This is a genomic window from Exiguobacterium sp. SH0S1 (assembly GCF_004337165.1).
GTDB classification, from domain to species: Bacteria; Bacillota; Bacilli; order Exiguobacteriales; family Exiguobacteriaceae; genus Exiguobacterium; species Exiguobacterium aurantiacum_A.
The window spans coordinates 147,541-166,725 of record NZ_SJVC01000002.1 but is presented as its reverse complement, the minus strand read 5'-3'; the positions used below and the strand labels follow the sequence as shown (position 1 = coordinate 166,725).

12 protein-coding genes are annotated in these 19,185 nt (G+C 49.1%); 6 read left to right on the top strand and 6 right to left on the bottom strand.

Going from position 1 to position 19,185, the window contains the following annotated elements; genetic code table 11:
- Positions 1-134: 134 nt before the first annotated feature.
- A complete protein-coding gene (locus tag EVJ20_RS07590; protein ID WP_131507682.1) occupies positions 135-1,301 on the top strand; it encodes an SH3 domain-containing protein in 1,167 nt (388 codons plus the stop codon).
- 45 nt (positions 1,302-1,346) lie between these two features.
- Here the strand turns inward: EVJ20_RS07590 and EVJ20_RS07585 are convergent, their stop codons facing one another.
- A complete protein-coding gene (locus tag EVJ20_RS07585; protein WP_131507680.1) occupies positions 1,347-3,413 on the bottom strand; it encodes a WG repeat-containing protein in 2,067 nt (688 codons plus the stop codon).
- A 598-nt stretch (positions 3,414-4,011) separates the two neighbouring features.
- On the opposite strand from EVJ20_RS07585, the gene EVJ20_RS07580 reads away from it, so the two are divergent.
- Positions 4,012-5,316: an Ig-like domain-containing protein gene (locus tag EVJ20_RS07580; protein ID WP_131507678.1), complete on the top strand. Its 1,305-nt coding sequence runs from the start codon at positions 4,012-4,014 to the stop codon at positions 5,314-5,316.
- Positions 5,317-5,880: 564 nt separating this feature from the next.
- The gene (locus EVJ20_RS07575) at positions 5,881-9,564 is read left to right on the top strand and encodes a hypothetical protein (RefSeq protein ID WP_131507676.1); all 3,684 of its coding nucleotides are present in this window, start codon (positions 5,881-5,883) and stop codon (positions 9,562-9,564) included.
- A gap of 298 nt (positions 9,565-9,862) precedes the next feature.
- On the opposite strand, the gene EVJ20_RS07570 is transcribed toward EVJ20_RS07575, so the two are convergent.
- The 3 genes from EVJ20_RS07570 to EVJ20_RS15380 form a co-directional block, all read right to left on the bottom strand.
- Entirely contained in the window at positions 9,863-10,393 is a 531-nt protein-coding gene (locus tag EVJ20_RS07570; RefSeq protein ID WP_328591036.1) for an IS3 family transposase, read from the bottom strand.
- A gap of 21 nt (positions 10,394-10,414) precedes the next feature.
- Positions 10,415-10,588 (bottom strand): IS3 family transposase, encoded by a 174-nt coding sequence (locus EVJ20_RS15385; RefSeq protein WP_442899274.1) that lies wholly within the window; start codon positions 10,586-10,588, stop codon positions 10,415-10,417.
- 181 nt (positions 10,589-10,769) lie between these two features.
- Entirely contained in the window at positions 10,770-10,862 is a 93-nt protein-coding gene (locus tag EVJ20_RS15380) for an IS3 family transposase (RefSeq protein ID WP_442899273.1), read from the bottom strand.
- Between the two features lie 275 nt (positions 10,863-11,137).
- Here EVJ20_RS15380 and EVJ20_RS07555 point away from each other — a divergent pair, with 275 nt between their 5' ends.
- On the top strand, positions 11,138-12,259 hold the full coding sequence (locus tag EVJ20_RS07555) for a transposase (protein WP_161568097.1): 1,122 nt from the start codon (positions 11,138-11,140) through the stop codon (positions 12,257-12,259).
- Between the two features lie 297 nt (positions 12,260-12,556).
- The gene (locus tag EVJ20_RS07550; RefSeq protein ID WP_131507666.1) at positions 12,557-16,552 is read left to right on the top strand and encodes a hypothetical protein; all 3,996 of its coding nucleotides are present in this window, start codon (positions 12,557-12,559) and stop codon (positions 16,550-16,552) included.
- Between the two features lie 144 nt (positions 16,553-16,696).
- Here the strand turns inward: EVJ20_RS07550 and EVJ20_RS07545 are convergent, their stop codons facing one another.
- Positions 16,697-17,686, bottom strand: coding sequence for a hypothetical protein (locus tag EVJ20_RS07545; RefSeq protein ID WP_131507664.1), 990 nt, complete (start codon positions 17,684-17,686; stop codon positions 16,697-16,699).
- Between the two features lie 187 nt (positions 17,687-17,873).
- Between EVJ20_RS07545 and EVJ20_RS07540 the strand changes: the two genes are divergently transcribed.
- A complete protein-coding gene (locus EVJ20_RS07540) occupies positions 17,874-18,377 on the top strand; it encodes a hypothetical protein (RefSeq protein ID WP_131507662.1) in 504 nt (167 codons plus the stop codon).
- A gap of 123 nt (positions 18,378-18,500) precedes the next feature.
- On the opposite strand, the gene EVJ20_RS07535 is transcribed toward EVJ20_RS07540, so the two are convergent.
- Positions 18,501-19,109: a hypothetical protein gene (locus EVJ20_RS07535; protein ID WP_131507659.1), complete on the bottom strand. Its 609-nt coding sequence runs from the start codon at positions 19,107-19,109 to the stop codon at positions 18,501-18,503.
- Positions 19,110-19,185: the final 76 nt, after the last annotated feature.

The following is a 19,185-nucleotide window of genomic DNA, read 5'->3' as shown; positions in this document are numbered from 1 at the left end:
TAAATTATTTCAAAAAACTTAAAAAACGGTTTCCCCGTCGCAGAAAACGACTCTCATTTTATTCCACATATCCGCTACAATCAGATGGAAGAAATCGACAAGGAGGTGGGTGGCCGAATCAACGGTCACAAAACATGAAACAATCAATCAAACGAATCGGTACGGGACTGCTCGCCCTGTCGCTCGTGACAGCGAGTCCGAACCCGATGTCATTCGAACCGACGACGGTGTCAGCGGCGACACAGACGAAAGTGTTCAACAAGGCATCAACGGTGAAGGCCGGCGCGTACCGCGCGGCGAAAGTGCTCAAGCACGTCAAACAAGGCGAGGCGGCGACTGTGCTCCAAGTGAAGGGCAGTTGGACGAAAATCCAGGTCGGAAACGTGACGGGATGGGTCGCGGGCTCGGACTTGTCCGACAAGGCGGCAACCGTGACGAAAGTGTTCAACAAGGACACAAGCATCCAGGCGGGCGCCTTCCGCGCGGCGAAAGTCGTCCGGTCCGTCAAACAAGGCGAGGCAGCAAGCGTGCTCGAAGTGAAGGGCAGCTGGACGAAAGTGAAAGTCGGTACGGTGCAGGGCTGGGTCGCAGGATCGAGCTTGTCCGACGAGATGGCAGAAGCGTATGAGGCGGTCGAGGAATTCGTTCTCAAGGCTGGACGCTATCAGGCGGCGCCAATCGTCGCGAACGTGCCGGCGGGCGCGAAACTCGAACGCGTCGCCGTGCATGGATCGTGGAGCGAGGTCGTCTATAACGGCAAGCGTGGGTTTGTCGCCAACTGGATTATCCGCAAAGCGCTGAGTGAAGGGAAACGGATTGCCCCTAGCCAAATGTTCCAATCGACGATGGCACATCCGTTCGAGCAAGGGAAGAAGCCGTTTAAGTTTGGTGATATAGGTGGTGTGGAAGGATTGGAGTCGCATGTATGGGACGGAAATGACTTCTCCACTTCCTTCATCATCGAGCAGTTCAAGACGGAAGCGGGCAGAGATGGCGCAGCGATCAATGCCTTAACGGCCCACCTGTATGACGGAAGCGTCAGTCCGGCGAAAGCGAAACACTATCAAGGTGCCGTCCGCTCCTATTCCTTGGACTTTGGTGAGATTATATATGGCGCCGATACAATCGAGTCGGTCCAATTCGCGGAGCAGATGAATCGTCTGTATGATGAGTTTGGTGTACACATCAAGAAACATTTGCCTGACGATCATCCTGAAGTCATCGGGACATTTTTGATTGGAAGTGACGAGTTCGATTACAATTTCTTCAATGGTGTCTTGTACATTTACTTTTACCAGTGAGATGGGCAAAAAAGCCGGCTACGAGTGTAGTCGGCTTCTTTGCTGTTATCTGATTTTGATATATCCGTACAACTCATTTTTCTCGATGAGCCCGATCCCGCTTTCTAGCGGCATCGCATAGTCATAGACGGCGGGGACGAACGGTTTGCCGTTCAACCCGAGGTACCCCCACTGCCCATTCTGGTCTTCGAACGGAGTGGCCGCACTTTGGATCACACCGATATAGGCGTAGTTCGTATTTCCGACGGTCTTGCCTGTCAAGTTGATGAGGCGCCAATAATCCTTGCCTTTTGATTCGACCATAACTTTGGCGCGGTATTGGTTGAAGTCGGAGGCGTTATCATAACGTGGTGAGATGATGACTTTGCCATTACCGTCAGCATAGCCATACTTCCCGTTTTTGAGGATGAGAATTCGGCCGTTCTGGAAAGCGCCAGCGATATCATAATTTTGTTTATTCAAGGCAACGGAGGCTTTATGCTCGCGGCCTTTCGTGTCGATGATCCGTGTCTTGTTGTTGACATAGACCAACGCCAAGTTGTTGGTGAAAGAAGGTGTCGGGTTCCCAACTTCTTGGTCGCTTACATAAGGGTACCGCGGTGACACGACGACCTGTCCGCGTTCGTTAATGATGCCATATTTTTCTTTCACCGAGACGAAGGCGTGACCGCTTCCGAACGGATAGGCATGTTCATAGGTCGGTTTGACAATCCATTTCCCGGCTAGGTTGATATAGCCATAACGCGATGATTCGGATTTGACGAGTGCTACCCGTTCTTTGTTGAACTCGATCGGGATTGTTGAAACGGCGGGGAAGATGATTTTTTGGTTACGGTCCATCAGCCCCCAGCGATAGTTCGTCGGTGATTTGAACGTGATCAGCGTCGGTGAGGCGACGGTCAAGTCTGGATATCGCGGAGGAACAATCGTCTTCCCCTTTGCATCGCTCAAACCGATTTTAAAACCTTGGCTTGATTTGAAGCACACTTCGAGCAGGCCGTGTGTGAACGAGCCGATGCGCCCAGGACAACTGTCGCCAGACACGTCAAATAGTTTTTGGCCGTCTTGGTTCAAAACTTGTCGTTTTTGATCACGCGTCGAGACGAACATTTTGCCTTCTGTCGGCATCCCGGCATCTAAAAATAGTGGTTGATATAGAACGGCCGGAAGTTTGATTGGAAGTAGGCCATTTTTCTTCTCAGAGAAGACGCGAAGGAACGGTTCTGTCCAGTGTAACGTGTCACTTGCAGTCGTGACGGCCACCGTATGCTCTTCATTGGAGGTAAGTCGTTTTACGGGTGGCAAGTCGAGCCGTTCGGGCACTTCAGTTATGTCCTCTCCGATTAAACCCCAGCGCCAGACCGACCCGTTCGACGTGAGTGCTGTGACTCGATAATCGTTTACGGCAACATCGATGACGTTCGAAAGTGTCGGTACTTTGAGAAACGTCTCGTCGGAACGCTTCTGTTTGCTACCAGGATAGGGGGAACCGATCGACCAGAGCGTCCCGTCCTGCTTGATGACCCATGTACCAATGCTGTTCACGCGGACGTGTTTCACTTGATCGATCGAATGTTTCGTGAACTGGGGCGTTTCATCCCACCGTATCGCGGCGCTCCAAAGCGTCCCGTCCGTGCGGACCGCATAAATCCCCCAATTTCTGACGGCAATCTGTGTGACGTTCGTCAACGACAAATCGAGCTTCTCGTTCATGCGACGGTCGTAGATCGACAGCGAGCGGTCTTTATGAAGCACGATTTGATACAGCGCGTTCCCGGCCACAGCGGTAGCGTTCTGCATTGGGAGATCATCATACTTCCGTTGCAGTGACGACGTATCGATGACAACGACACGGTCGTTTTGCAATAAGTGAAGCGTGCCCCCGTCCGAGTCGATGTGACGGACGCCCGTGAAAGGCAACCGGACCCGTTTCGGCGGCGTGAGTGCCGATGTGATCGTGAACCGGTCGACCGTCTGGTCACTGTTCAAGACGAAATATCCGTCATACCACGGGATCATGGACGTCGCGGTCGCAGCATTCGCGTGTGCAGACGGCGCATACGTCAACAGGATGAGGAGACAGAGGATAGGGCCAAGCCATTGTTTTTTCATAAGGTTGTTCCTTTCGAATAGAAGATGGGGAAATAGACCAATCTCAGTATAGAACTTGAAGTAAGAGAAAAGAGTGGTGATTCCGTCGACAGGTCAACCATTTTTTGAGAAACCCGTTTCTGTTTTGTTGGAAAATCAAATCGTTTAAACAAGACGCACACTTACAATAGAAGGAACATGAATAACGGAGGGATGGATATGTGGCGTTTGATGCTCATGGTCGTCGTTTTGATTGGAAGTGAAGTACTGCCGAGGCGCATCCGACGATTCGAGAAGTGCGCGAATACGATTGTATCCCGAACTTTCCACCATACTTATGTAGGCTCTGTAAGCCACACAGCAGCGGGTCTGGAGTATTGGTCTGATGAATATTGCTATATTTTCCCCTATGACAAGACGAAGAAGCCGTATCGGTATCACTATAGTATCCAATGACGAGGACCGCCTTTTGCGCAAAAGGGCGGTTTTTGAATAACGAGCAAAGGAAATACTTAAAAATAATTCAATAATTTAGAAATTGCTCGTCAATTGAATCGAATGGTCGTATACTAAAAAATGTAGTCCAAATCACTCATTTATTAAAGGGGATCACGAACTTATGAAACGAACAATTCCAGCTTTAGGATTGACGGCAAGTCTGCTCGTCGGGACGTTTGTACCAGCGACCCACGTCATGGCGACCGAGTCTGCCCAAACACTGTCACTTAGCGTATCGACACCGACGACCGCTTCGAAATCGCTCGAAATCACGGGCGCGCCGAACGCGCTCGCGAAAATCGATTTCGGCTTCAAGGTGTATGACCGCAAACTCGACGCGAGCGGCAAGGCGACGTTTGCGATGAACACACAACCGCTTGGAAAACAGATCCATGTCACACTCGTCTCGGGCACGACGACGAGCGAACGCGTGACGGTAACGGTCGGACAAGACCCGAGCGCTGCGGTCGCACCAAAAATCGCAACGGTCTATAACACGTCACGCCAAATCGTCTTCACGGGGACGCCAGGCGCCACGGTGAAATTCTCGGTCAACCAAGGCAAGTTCACAGGCGTCTATGACAGTAAAGGCGTCTACCGCTTCAACATGTTACCGCAACGGGCCGGCTCGGTCATTCGAGCGGTGACAGTGACGTCATCAGGGACGAGCGCTGAGACTGTGTCGACGATCCTAGCTGACAAGACGGCGCCGGCCATCCCGGTCGTCACGAGTATCCTCAAGACGACGTCGACCTCGGTCAACGGCAAGACGGAGCCTTACGCGACGCTCGTGCTGACTAGCGGGACGAACGTGTATCGGGCGCAGGCGGACGCCTCAGGTGTGTTCACGGTGACGTTCCCACGTCAGCCGATCAACCGTCAACTCTCGCTCCGGGCGATGGATGGGGCCAAGAACACGAGTGCGGTCCGGACGATCGTCGTGCAGAGCGCGCTCTATGAGAACTTCTACCGGATCGACACCGAGGCATTCGGGCGTCTCGTCCTGCACAAGGACACGTTCAACATTTACGGGGCGCCGCGCCAGGCGTTGTCGGTCGCACCGATTTTCTTCGGACAGCCGACGAAAGACCGGATGGCGATCGAGGTGAACGTCTCGATCGAAGGGAACGAGTTCATCGAGATAGGGCGTCTCCGGTTCATCGTCGACGGCAAGACGTACTGGTTGCCGATGACGCGCGACAACGTCTTGTATTACGATGCTGAGATCGCGGATGATGATTCCGCTAACTATGAGATGGTGCAGATGGTTCCGGACGCCCGTCTCCTTGAGGCGCTCAAGGCGATCCGCAGCTCGACGAAGCACGTCACGGTCGTCGTCGACGGGACGAACGGATATACGACGTGGTTCCTGAGCGCTTCCGAGCGCCGGGCCATCAAAGAAGCCCTCCAATACGCCGGCTACTGAGTATAAAAAAGACTTCCTTCATTATATATGTGAAGGAAGCCTTTTTTTATGCGCAATCGCTGGTATTTTTTTCTTTTAAAGTTTGGTCAATGAGAAAATATGTTTTTTATGGATGGTAAATAATTTAACGACAGAAAAACATATGTAAATTTTAACTTAAAGAATAAAATTGAATAAAAGTTATAAAATTACAATTAAACTACTCTCTTATTGTCGAATTATGACGAAAACGTTGGTTTTAAGCTGTTTTTAGTCTTTTTAAAAAGTTGGCAATGAGATAATGAATTGTATAAAAAAACCCAAAATTCAATTTCATTACCCTTTTTGAGGAAAAAAAGTCTTGTGCTAACTGGAAGCGTTCTGTATATTATGAATGTAAGGTTTTCCAAGTCAATACTTGGTTAATACTGCAAGGCGAAAGCCTTGGTCTACCACTGGCTCAGCAATCTTTGAGGACGACGATCGTGTCATACATATTGAATGTTTGGCGTGGCTCAAGGAGACAAGGGGAGTTTTGGGACAGTGACAAAAAATGCACATAATTTAAGGGAGGATTTACACAAGATGGCGAAGTCTAAGAAGCTCGTAACATCGTTAGCAGCACTCGCAGTGACTGCAGCGGCAGTATCACCAGCTATTACAGCTGATGCAGCAAAAGTAAACCCAGTAGTACTCAAGGCACAATCATTCCGCGGAGGCGAAATCGTCCTTCCATCAACTTACGGATCTTCACGCATCGTGTGGGACCGTTCAACAATCAACTGGAACCAAATCAACAAGTTCCAAACAGTATACGGCGTAGTCGGATCACAAAAACGTCCGATCCAAATGCAAGTCAACTTGCTCAACTACCCAATCTTCGCTGAGAAGGCAGAACCACAAGTCATCAAACTTGGAGAGAAGCCAGTACTTCCTGAGCGCCTCGACATCAAGTTCGTTGATAAGTTCTACCCGAACAAGATCAACTGGGAAGAAGCACCGGTTGCTGATAAAGAAGGTACATTCTTCGTTAAAGGTTCATACACGAAAGACGGCCGCACAGTCGTAACGTCAGCGCTCTACACAGTAGAAGCAGACGCAGAAGCAGCGGTTGAAATTTCTGACGTACAGAGCGAAGTGAAGAAAGATAAACTTTCAGTCACGGCTAAAGTTGAAAACCTCCAAGACGGCGAAACAGTTGAACTCGTAATCTTGCCTGGTAAAGACGCTGACGAAGCGATCGAAATCGAAGCAGACGTCAAAGACGGTCTCGTAACAGTTTCAGCTGACGAGCTTCCAGTCGGCGAGCACTCGTTCTACCTCCGCTCTGGTGATGTAGAAACGAAATCATTCGACTTCGCGGTTCTTCCAACGTTCTCTAAAGTACAAAGCGAAGTGAAAGAAGATACACTTTCTGTCACAGCTGCAGTAGCGAACCTTGAAAAAGACGCAGAAGTTGAACTCGTAATCTTCCCAGGTAAAGATGAGTCGGAAGAACTCGCATTTGATGCTGAAGTTAAAGATGGCCTTCTTACAGTGGAAGCGAAAGACATTCCAAATGGTGAGCATTCATTCATCCTCCGTTCTGGTGATGAAGAATCAAAAGCATTCGACTTTGAAGTTAAAATGCCGACAGTTGAAGAAGTTAAGGCGATTAATGCTAAAACACTAAGCGTTAACCTTAACCAAGAGCTCACTTCTTTAGATGGACTTTCATTCTCTGTAAAACGTGGAGTAACTTCAGTAGTTTTAACATCTAAACTATCTGAGGACAAAAAGTCTGTTGAATTGTCTTCTTCAACTAACCTTGTTGCTGGTGAATACGAAGTTACAGTAACTGGCGGGAAATTTGAAGCAGGAACTAACTCTGCTAAAGCAATCGTTGGTTCACAAAAAATCGGTGAAATCGAATTCACTGGTGATGTGTTAGCTAAAACAGGAACTGGTACTGCAACTGTTGGATTCAAAGCTTACGATCAATACGGAACAGATATTACAGGTTCAGCTTCTTCGTTGATTAACAACATTAACTGGGCTGCAAACGTTGCTGTTGATAGCTTGAACGACTCAAATGGCGTGTTGACTATCGACCTCGCTGGTGCCTCTGATTTTGCTGCAAACCAGACGATTTTGATTACAGCTGTTGATTCAGTGACTGGAACAAGCAAAGCTAGCACGTTCACTGTAGGTGCAGTGTCATCTGTGAAAACGTTACAACTAGGTGAAGTTGTTCTTCCGAAAGATACTACACGTATTTACACTGGAGCCGCTTCTGCTGCAACAATTCCGGTTATGGCTAAAGATCAGTACGGTAACGATCTTGATAAGGCTGCTAAATTGAGCGGTGTAACTGTACTGTCTTCAGATGCTTCAGTAATTCCAACATTTGCGGACGTTGACGGTAAGCCAGTAGTTAACTTAAATACTACATCTTTGACTATCGCTAAATCAGTAACAATCACATTGGTTGTTAATGCAACTGGTGAAACAGTTACCAAGACTGTCGAAATCGTTAAACCAGCACAAGCTGACGTTGTAACATTAGGTGCACTTGAAGCTAATGTTGTCGCTGATGGTGATGTTGCTAACAAATTTGTCTTGCCTATCACTGTGGTCAACCAATTCGGTGAAACAATGACTGCTAAGCAAATCGCTTCTGCAGGACTTGTAATTACAGGAACAGGTTCATTTGCTGGATCTGCTCTCGCTATCGATACAGACTCAACAAGCAAGAACTATGGAAAAATTGTTAACACTTCAGCAATCGGTGCTGCTGGAGTAGGTACAATTGTAGTAACGTCACCAACTGGAAAAACTGCTTCGGCTAACTACGAAGTTAAAGCGGCACGTAAAGTTGTTGAAGTTGTTGCTCCAAAATCAGTAAAAACAAACTTGGTTTCTGGTGCTACAACTGCTGTTGCATATCAGTTCAAAGATCAATATGGTGATCTTGTAACTGCTTCTGACAATGCTGATCTCACTTGGAAAGTGTCAGTGAAAGATCTTACTGGTGATGCAGGAGTTATTACAGCCAACCGTACTACTGGATCTGATGAGTCAGCTCTTAACCCGGTTACAGTTTCAGCAACTGATGGTAAAGCTGGTACTGCAAAAGTAACAGTTGAATTATTAAACGCTTCTAACGAAGTTGTTAGTCAGTACGAAAATACTTTCACAGTTGTTGCTAACAATGCAGAAGGATTGACTTACTCTGTAAACGATGTACCTACCTTGTTTGCTTCTGACGCATCTGATACGCCAATCAACGGTTCAAGTGCATACGCTGCCGCTCTTTCTTTCACAGCTAAAGATGCAAATGGAAATGAATATGCTATTCCAGCTTCTCAAATCCTATCGGTAGACTCAGTGAAAGGTTACTTCGCTGACGCAACTCTTGGTAATGTGGTTATTGATGCGCAAGATAACAAAATTGTTATCGGAGCTGTAGATGCTGATGATATTGACTTTGGTACAGCGACAACGGTTACTGACACTATTAAAGTAACAATCAACACAGCAAGTGGTGTAAAAGTAATTTCAAAAGATGTAACAATCTCTAAAGTAGTACCTAAAGCAGTCGAAATGAGCATTCTTGATAACGCACCTACGATTGCTAACCCTTATGAATTGCCAACAGGTACAAAAGATGTTACTGCGCTAACATTTGATAACCGTGCAGCTGCTATCGCTGGAACTGAAATGGTTAATACTCCAGATGCTTCTAAAGTATTCGTTGTTACTAAAGACCAATATGGAGTTTACACTTCAGTTGCTAAAGATTTCATCTTGAATTCAGTGAACCTTCTTACATTCGGTGATGGAGCTGATAAATTCTCAACTACAAACCTTGGTGTATTCACTTTAACAGATGCTGATGCTAACACGCAGTTCAGTGCAGGCAAAGCTATCACGCTTAGTGTTGTTGAGGGAGGTTTAACTGATACATTAACTGTAAAAATCAATGCTGAAGTGCCACCTACTGTGACAACAGCTGCTGCTGCATCTATTGCTGCTGCTGGTAGTGATGATGTAGAGTTCTCAGAAGTATTGTCAGCATCTTCAAAAACAGCTGTTGAGAATGCGATCAAAGCTGCTGTTTCAGGTGTAACTGCAGACAAACTCACATTCTCTTGGGCTGCTGGAACTTTAACAGTAGGTAACACAGGTGCTGTTGCTGCAACATTTACTGCAGATGTAACAGTTGCGAAAGTTACTGACTTGTTCGGTAATGAAGCCGCGAGTCCTGTAGAAGTTATTACAGTACCTTAAGTTTAATTTCTAAATGAGGTATTCACTTTAAATGTTAATTGCGAGTGAAAAGTAATACATTTTATGAAAATTAAAAGGTAATATATTAAAAAAAGGAGTGCATTCTATTAGGATGTCACTCCTTTTTTTGTTCTATTTTCTCCTGTCTCATTGACTTATAGAAAGGTAAAAAGATTCAAACGATGCAATAGCGTGGAAGGATACTGGGAAACTTCCGCTCTATCCGAGCGTGAAAAGAAAAAAGGGGGATTGGACTAGACCGACCTAGCGATATGATATACTAATAAAAACACCTTGATTAGGCTGCCACCACACCGTATTTTATCGGTGTGAGGTAGCCTAATTTTTCTTGGATACGTTCTTCGTTGTAGTAAGTTAAGTAATCATTCATCCGTTCACGCACTTCATGGTCGCTTAACGAGTTGAATTTGACATACTGGAAGCCCTCAGACTTCAAGTTCGAATGAAATGATTCGATCACCGCATTGTCCCAACAGTTGCCTCTTCGAGACATGCTGCTCGTCAGATGTTTGCTCTTGACGAAATCTTGAAAGGCATATGAGGTATAGACACTTCCTTGATCTGAATGGATGATGACCCCTTCGGGGTTGCCCCGGCTCTCCAACGCCATCTTTAACGTATCGATGACGAGGGGCGTCTGTTGATGCTCGTATAGCTTATAGGCAACGATCTCATTGTTGAATAGGTCGATGATCGTGGAGGGGTATTTCGTCGTGCTCCCGTATTGGATATAAGTGATGTCCGTCACCCACTTCTTATTCTGTCCACTGGCCGTGAAGTCTCGTTTGAGAAGGTCAGGGGGGATGATGATGCTCTCACCCTGAGACCTTCATTTTCGTTTGGGCTTGATCCGATACTGGAGATGGTACTTTTTCATGATTCTTTGTACGGTATTCCGGTTCGCTGCCAACTCATTGCTTTGCTCTAACAGGGCCTTTATATTTCGATGTTCATATCGATACTTCGTAAGCTTACATATTTCGACGATTGTTTGCTCTAGCACCGAAGGGTGCTTCACCGGTTCTTTGACCCAACGGTAATAGATTGCCCGTGGCACGTCTAGTACACGTAGGATGGTCGTGTGGATTGTCAACACTTAATTAGACGATTTCGAAGAGGTATCTTTGTTTGTACTCCCTCGGCGTTAGGTAGCCCAATGTTCCATGAACTCTGATGTTATTGAATCAATGTATGTAATCACGTAATTCACGGTCGAGGACCGTTAGGTTCGGGAAGTTTCGCTTTCTGACGAACTCTGTTTTGATTACTTTGTACATCGCCTCTGACACTGTGTTATCGCAAGGACATCCTTTGTCGCTGAATGAGTGACGGATACCGAAGCTGCGCAACGTGTCGCTGACGAGTCTATTGTTGAACTCGCTCCCACGGTCGGTGTGGATTATCCCCACCCGCCGTAGTTCTCGTCTGGACTCGCAGATACGAGCGCTCGCTTTTTCTATGAGCGCCCTACAGACCGAGCGGGTCTGTTCACAGTTCGGCATCCGGATCAGCCACGATGCCGTGCTCCGTCTGGTCTACAAGACAAGCGTCAATGAGGCGACGAGCCCCTTTCGTCGGGATCGATGACTTTTCACTAAAGAAAGGACATACGTATGGGACGATCATCTGCGACCTGAGAACAGGTCGTCCAATCGACCTACTGCCGTCGCGAGATACGGGGGCCGTGTTGGAATGGCTCGACAATCAGCCACGGATCATTTTGGTGTCTCGAGACCGCTTCTTGCCTTATGCAGAGGCAGTCCGTCTGACATCCCATCCGGTCATCGACGTCCTCGATCGTTTTCATCTGGTCCAGAACCTTTGGAAATTGTATGAAACGGCGATCACGTCCATCCTGCCGAACAAGATTTTCCTGGATGAGGAAGAACGGATAGACGCGAACCCGCATCAGGATGAAGCAGAACGGAAAAGATGGGACCATCCGACCTGGCATCGCGCGCTTGAAATCAAAAGGGCAAGGGCAGAAGGAGAATCAATTGCCTCGATTGCTCGCCGCCTTGCGATCAGCCGGAACACGGTATACAACGACATCAATCGTGAAGCGCCGATCATATGGGGCAGGAGGAGCAAATCACACGTGGTCCAACAGTGGAAGGGACGCATCCTCGAACTGGAGGAAAAACACCTCACGGTGCAGCAAATCCTTGAGACAGTGAGGGGTGAAGGATACACAGCCGCCTCCCGGGCCGTCCGGCTGGCCGTGGAAGCAGTACGACGCGACCGCCGAAACATATCCTGTTATCCCGAGCCTCCGTTCATTCCCCGGAAACGCGCACTCGGATACCTGTGGAAATGGCATATGGGAGACGCTCCCGAGCGCAGAGAGGTCGTCGACAAGCTCTTGATCCGCTTCCCGGAACTTCGGCCTGTTTTCTGTTTCGTCCACAGCTTTCGCGAGTCGATCCGGCACATGGACGGATCGGGTATGCTCGTCCTGTTGACGTCAGAGTTCGAACGCAGGAATCGTTTCACTATCAGGTTCGTCCGGCGACTGCTCAAAGAATCAGCAGGAATCAAGAACGCTTGTGAAAATCCTGAGAGCAACGGTCTCGTCGAGGGTCACGTCAACCGGCTCAAATTGATCAAACGCATCATGTATGGGCGGGCCAGTTTCAGATTGTTGCGGATCAAGGTGTTGTATGAGCCCTCCTAAAATATATATTAATATATTAGTAGATTCTGTAGTGGTCTAGTCCGACATTATTCCCTAACAATGCGTAAGAGCCATTTTACTCTAGCGTTCGCGAGTGGAACGTACCGACGACAGAGTGATTTAAAGACAAGAGAGCAGTCGTGCGAGAATATTGAACTGTAGCCCGAATGGAAGCAGTTGTATGTTTCAACCTGCTGATTCAATCCTATTTTCCTCAAACGCCCAAAACCGAATGTTTTTTTCATTATTATGGGTTAAAATATAATTAATGAACAATATTGGAAATGAGGAGATAGAATGAGTCAAGTTATACACAAATCATGGAAGGTGATGATCATCTTTTGTTTGATCCTTGCCCCGGTAGTCCAAGGCATCCCGTTTGTCGGCGCGGCCGAGCTCGGCCGTGTCGAACCGTTTGCCGCCACCGACACGCAAATCTCGGGGCAGGCGCTGGCACGCTCGACTATCGGGCTCGTCTCGAACGAGTCATATGTCGAAACGACGGCCGATGCGGATGGGAATTTTTTGTTTGAATTGTCCGATCCCGTCGGACCATCGATCCGTCTGTTCACGACAGATGCGGACGAACCGGTTCGCGAACAATTCTTCTCGGCGAGCGTCGGGCAGTTGGAGCCGCCGCTTTATCTCGGGCATAGCGGAAGTGATGCCTACTTCTATTCGCATCAGACGAATCTGTCCATCCTTGTCGGAGGAAGCGTGTATGACGGGACGGGCGTCGTCCGTGTGCCCGCCCGTCAAGGAGAAGTGTATAAGGCGTACACGTCTTATAGCGGTTTGACGTCTCCGACGGTCGAATTTGATTTGTCGAAACCGTCCGCTTATCCGTTCGAGCTATTTGAGGCACCGACCGAACGCGCTCGGTTATATGGACGCAGTCTGCCTGGTGTCGAAGTGAGACTGGTGTTTCTCGAGGACGGCAACACGACGCCTCAGTCGGTCGCGCCGATCGCCCAGACACGGGTGCAAGCGGATGGGGTGTTCCAATTCGCCTTCGCCGAGAGTGCCTTCCTCCCATACGTCGGCAAGTCGGGCCGCTATGTGTTCACGGTGGCGGGCGTGATTCAGGACGAGCACACGTTTACATACGACCAGACGGTACCGGCAACACTGCCTCTCGTCCTGCCTGTCGACCAGTGGAACGGGAAAGTGTCAGGATGGCGGGCGAGCGGCGACGCGGTCTCGTATCGCACCGATTTATCATCGACCCGAAACAGTTGCTATGGCCAGCACCCGAATACGTTCATGTGCAGCATCGACAGCTTCCACGGCCGAGCACCGAGTATGATTTACCTCTCGGTCGGGTCAAATGATTTTGAAATCCCGGTAGAGACCCTCTCGTTTGAAGTCGATGAGCCGAAAGCGCTCGACTGGGTCGTCACCGGGAAGACGAAGCCACACACGTACGTTCGTGTCAATGACGGATCAGTGTTTGTCGGCAGTCGCGCGGATCAAGACGGGAATTTTTCTGTCAACGTTCCTCCGCTCGCCCATAATGCGGCGGTCACAGTCGAAGCGCTGGACGTGGCGCCACAATTATCCATGCAGACGAAAGTGTTCAAGCTCGTCGACGAGCGTCCGCTCCCCGAGCCGACATATACGTTGACGAACGGGGAGCTTCGTGTCTTACTCGCCCAGGAAAAGACGACCGTGCCGACGGCGAAGCTGTTGCTCGAGCGAAAGAATGGGGCGTTCGGACAGTACACACTGAATCGCACTGAAGCTCAAAACCGTAACTATATCTATACGCTACCAGGCAATGAGTTCGCAGAAGGAGACCGCTTCACGGTCGATATCGAGGACGAGACGGGGGCGCGTGTCTCGTTCTCTGACACGGTCACCGGAAAAACGGCGACGTTTGAACCGCTCACGAACGCGGACACCGTCATCAACGGCAAGACCGGGCCGAATTTGACCGTCTCGACAGACTACGGCGAAAGCGTGACGAGCGCGGCCGACGGCTCGTTCAGCCTGCCAATCGAACAGATGTCAGATGCGATGACAATCACGGTCACAAATGCGAGTGGGACACAGCGTTATAGCCATACGGTTCAAGTCAAGGACGTCCTTCCGCCGGTCATCGAAGCGGTGAAACGGACTAACTGGACGACGCTCATCATCTCGATGTCGGAACCGACCTCGACTTTGACGTATCGAACGTTTGACGGGACGGGGGAGTTGCTTCAGACAGGGTCCTTCCCGGGCTCGACGTGGAAACAAGAACACGAGACGGTACGGCTATATGATTTCGAATCTATACGCCGCGTGGAAGTCGAGGCGACCGATCAGAACGGCAATACCGCGACGACGAAAGCCGATGTCCCACGAATCGGGGCGGACGTCGTTCATCGTGGTGACGTCTACGAAGGGAGTCGTACCCTCTCGTTTGGGAGTGTCCAACTCGGTGATGTCGTCGTGGTCGAACGAGACGGGAAACGCTACGAACAAACCGTCGAGAGTCATGGCGGGACGCTCGATATCGATCTCGAGGAGCCGTTCCGAGACGGTGAGACCATCAAGTATTGGACGGATGGAAATGCCGACAATGTGAAGACGTTGACCGTCTCAGCTCGGACGTTCAGTTGGTATAAAAATAAGAAAGTAGTACAAGCCATCTTCACAAATCGTCCATTTAGTATGTCGGACGAGACAGTCGAATTGTTGGTGAAAGACGAGACCGGGAAAGAGACGCGGGTCGCGGAAGGTACGGTCGTCAACCAAGATGTGCTTTCCTATCAGTTCACGCATCCGTATGTCTCGACGCAGCAGTTCGTTCTGCGCGTGAAAGACCGAGCCGGCCGTGTCACGTATGAGGCGATGAAACGTTTCGAAGCAGAACGACTCCCGGTTAACTGGGATGATTATATCGACCGTTTGAAAGTGAGTGTCGGGCCTGGAACGACGTTAGAGGCGCGCCACGGTGACAAGCTCATGCTGACACAAAAAGCAGATGCAAGAGGGGAAATTGACGTCCCAATCCCGGCGAAGCTTGTCGTCGGTCAATCGTGGAAGTTCACATTAATTGACAGTTCGGGCATCCGTTCTACTTACGACGTGCCGGTCGAGGCGGTGATGCGTCAATTCATTAAACAAATCGACGTACCGACGTTGTCGACGCAAGACTTGACGGGCGTGGTCAAGCCTGGTGTCGGTCTGAGCGTCCGAAGCAATAAAGGGCAAGTGACTGTGTATCCAAATTCGAAAGGTGAATTCAAGGTCCCGGCTAGTCAACTCGGGACGGGCACGGTCGAGCTTCGCGTGATGGATTCGGGCAAAGGGACCAGTAGAGCCGTGATCTTGCCCCGGATTGTGACGTTGGACCGCATCGCGACGAAAGGGGATCTTCGCACAAAAGGGAAAGTCGTGCCGAGCATGCCAGGCGGAGAAGTGACCCTCGTCGCGGGGGAAGAGACGTACAAACAAGAGTTGGCAGGAGATGGGACGTTCAATATCTCGCACCTTCCTTTACCGTTAGATCCCGTCAACTTGCATGTGACAAATGCACAAGGGGATACGTTCCGCTTGAATAAACCGGCGATGTTGGACCGGTTTTCGGATTTGGCTGTGGCAACGTTCACAACTTCGAGCACGACGCTACACGGGCTGGCACCAGCCGGCACATTCGTGCAAGCAGTCGTGAGCGGCAACATCGTCAGCACGGCGACGGCGAGTGCCTCTTCTCGAGTCACCTTGAACATGCCGAGACAACCGCTCGGCACCTCGGTCGAGCTCCGCTATTGGAAAACCGGGTACCGGGGGGCGAAACAGACGATTCAGACGTTAGGGGTCTTACCAGTGATGTCGGTCCGTCCGACGACCTATCGCTCGGATGTGGTCAGAGGGGTCGGGATGATTGACGCGACGGTGACGGCCTATGCCGGGACGAAAGCCATCAGCGAGCCGACACCGGTCGGAAGAGACGGCGCATTCTCGATGGCGATTCCGCCGCAACCGGTGAGTACCGTGATTACGCTCGTCGAAGAGAAGCCGGGCTATGTGGCGCGAAGTCAGACTGTCCGTGTATTGGACTTGATCCAGACGATGACGGTCAATCCGATTCGCTCGACGCAGACGGTGGCTTATGGCATGGGACAACCCGGCGCGACCGTACAAGCCTATGTCGGATCGAAAGCCATCAGCAAACCTGACCGTGTCAGCTCGTTTAGCACGTATCGTCTGACGATTCCGAAACTCAAAGCAGGTACGACGGTGACGATCAAGATGACACATCGTGATTATTTGGAACGGAAGCTGTCGGTGAAGGTCGTGCGCTGACCGAGAACTATAGAGTAAAGGGAGGGCGTTGCATGATCAACGTCCTCCCTTTTATGATCAGGCAAGCACTAATTGAATGTTGTCCGGATTAAGAAAAACCCGTCATTCCTTGATTAGACAGGAATGACGGGTTTGTTGGTCGCTTTATACTTTTACGAATTGTTTCGCCTGATCTTCTAGTGCTCGCGTCAACTCATCGATTCCAGCTGAATGGAGTACATTCTCTAAATAGAATGGCAGTCCATGGAACGGAACCTGATCGATGTTTATGGTGGTCTCGTCTCTGTTCTGTATATGAATGACGGACCATTCGAACCCCTCACGTACCGCTTTTGGTAACGCGATTAATACAAACGGACTTTCCTCTCCATCTTTCGATGTGCTATGAAGAACAGGATAAGTGAAAAATTTAAGTCTGCCTTTTGTGAAGAAGAGGCGATTGAACAGCTTGTCCATTTCGTCATCGAATGTTGAGTCGAACATGAGGTCAGTGATTTGCTGGGGAACAGTCTTCCCTTCGATGTATGCTTCCCATGTTCGATAAAGGATCTGTTTGAAATCGGAAGGTTCATACATCGCAATGGAAGGGTCAGATGTCTCGACTATTCCTAGTTCTTTGTGGTTCTGAAAGTTGAGGTAGTTGGTGTAGAACACGTCAGCGTTGAAGCGCATTGATTTATCCAAATATCGGTTGACTTCCGAAACGAGACTCCCTTCCTCGTATAACTCTGTATTATCCAAATAAATATATAAGACGTCAGTGATTTCTTCCATGAATTGAAGAGATGCGCTGATTTTTTGTTCGTCATCCATCGAGCTGTTCTCAAACGGGGCAAATGGATTGTTGAGCAATGAAGATAAAGTCTTCCGGGCTAGTGTGTCTCCCAGCAACGAATTTAACTGATCTTTGTGTTCAACCAGTGCACTTTTATTCCAATAGGCAAGCGATGAAAAGTTAAGGTTTTTTGGAATTGGTTTTTCCTTGACGAGACATGTGACAAATATGACCTTGGTAAGGAATCTTGCATTCACCGATTTTCTAGCTGACTGTTGTTTGCTTGTTGAAAATGCTCCGCACATGTTTACGAAGTCTACGTGGGTTCGTTCTACTTGTTCCTTGTGGATTGGATTCATTAAAATTCCTCCTGGTTATTGAATTGGTTTTACCTTACATTTTTAGCTTATAACATAAATTCAGTCGATAATAGGATGGATTTTTAGGGGATATTTTCCCTATATCATGAACCTATCGATCACTTGAATCCCTAGCGTATAGTCGAGATGTAAGCAAGGCGCACAACATTCGACAGGAGGAAAACATATGACAACAAGCAACGGATTCACACTTGAACGGGAGGAAGGCTTCTTCATCGGTTCTCAATTCGATTATCTCGCTTTAAAAACGATGACTGAATTGGAGCAAGCCGGAAAAGAAGTCGTCTGGATTGATACGGTCGCCATTCGGCTTCGCAAAAACCTCACTCATTGGAGCGAACTGACACCAGGTCGCGCAAAAAATAAGGAAGCCATCGTACGCGGTTGCCTGTCACGATTGTACCGTCAAGGCGCGCTCTCTCGCCCGAAAAAAGGACGTTACATGTTGACGTTGACTGGACTCGAACGTTACGACGAGTTGGTCGAACATTTCGCTCAAGCACTCGATTTCGACTTCCCGACTTGTCGTACAGCAGACAGTGAGGCCGTGATTGCGCAAAAAATTGCGGCGCACGCCTTCTCCTACAACGACTTCAACAACTCGATTTTGAGCCAGGAAGACATGGCGTCGCTCGCAAAAGACGTCTATGTCTTAAACCAAGCCGTATAAGATAAGCCCGCTGATGCGCCTTCAGCGGGCTTATCTTATACAAGGGAAGAAGTAACTGACACATATGTTGAACCGATGAATGACAAAAGGGAGGTTGATGATTTTTCATCAGCCTCCCTCTTGTCATTTTTGGAGTACGATTTCAGCCGCGCGCAGACGGACGAGGGGGTCCTCATGGTCGAGCAAGTGATCAAGTACACGACGGGCTTTCTCATGTAGTGTGACCGATTCACCTTGCGTGACGCCCGTTGTATCCTCCTCGGAGATGAGCCGCTCAACAATCTCATAATGCTTCGCGATGTTCGCGATGGCCCCAGGGAAGCGGAGCGAGCTGCGCAGCTCGTCCGGTAACGTCTGGCGTGCCAACGGTTTTTTATCGAAGTGCCAGCGGACGGCGCGTTGGTGTGGATACCCTTGGTCCTTCGAGTCGAACTGACCTTCATAAATATAGTCGGACGTCACTTCGGCGATATAGACGTCTTGCTGATTATCATCCGGCACGATGACGTAGTCACCGATCTCAAACTTCAGCATGAACTGCGTGACATTTTTCAAGCTCGTCTCCCATCCCTTCTGTTCGAGGGCGAGACGCAAATCCTCGACACCTTTGTTGGCAAAAGACGTTCCGGCCGGATAGCCGATGGCGATGCGGTCTTGTTGTAAGAACTCCTGCATGCGGTTCTTGCCGTGCGGTAACGGGCGGACGATCCATACTTGTTTATCGGTATTCATTTTCCCCACTCCTTAATATGTGATTAGATGTGATTACAAATTAACTATATTGTATTTTGTAACGGTTGGCAAGCAA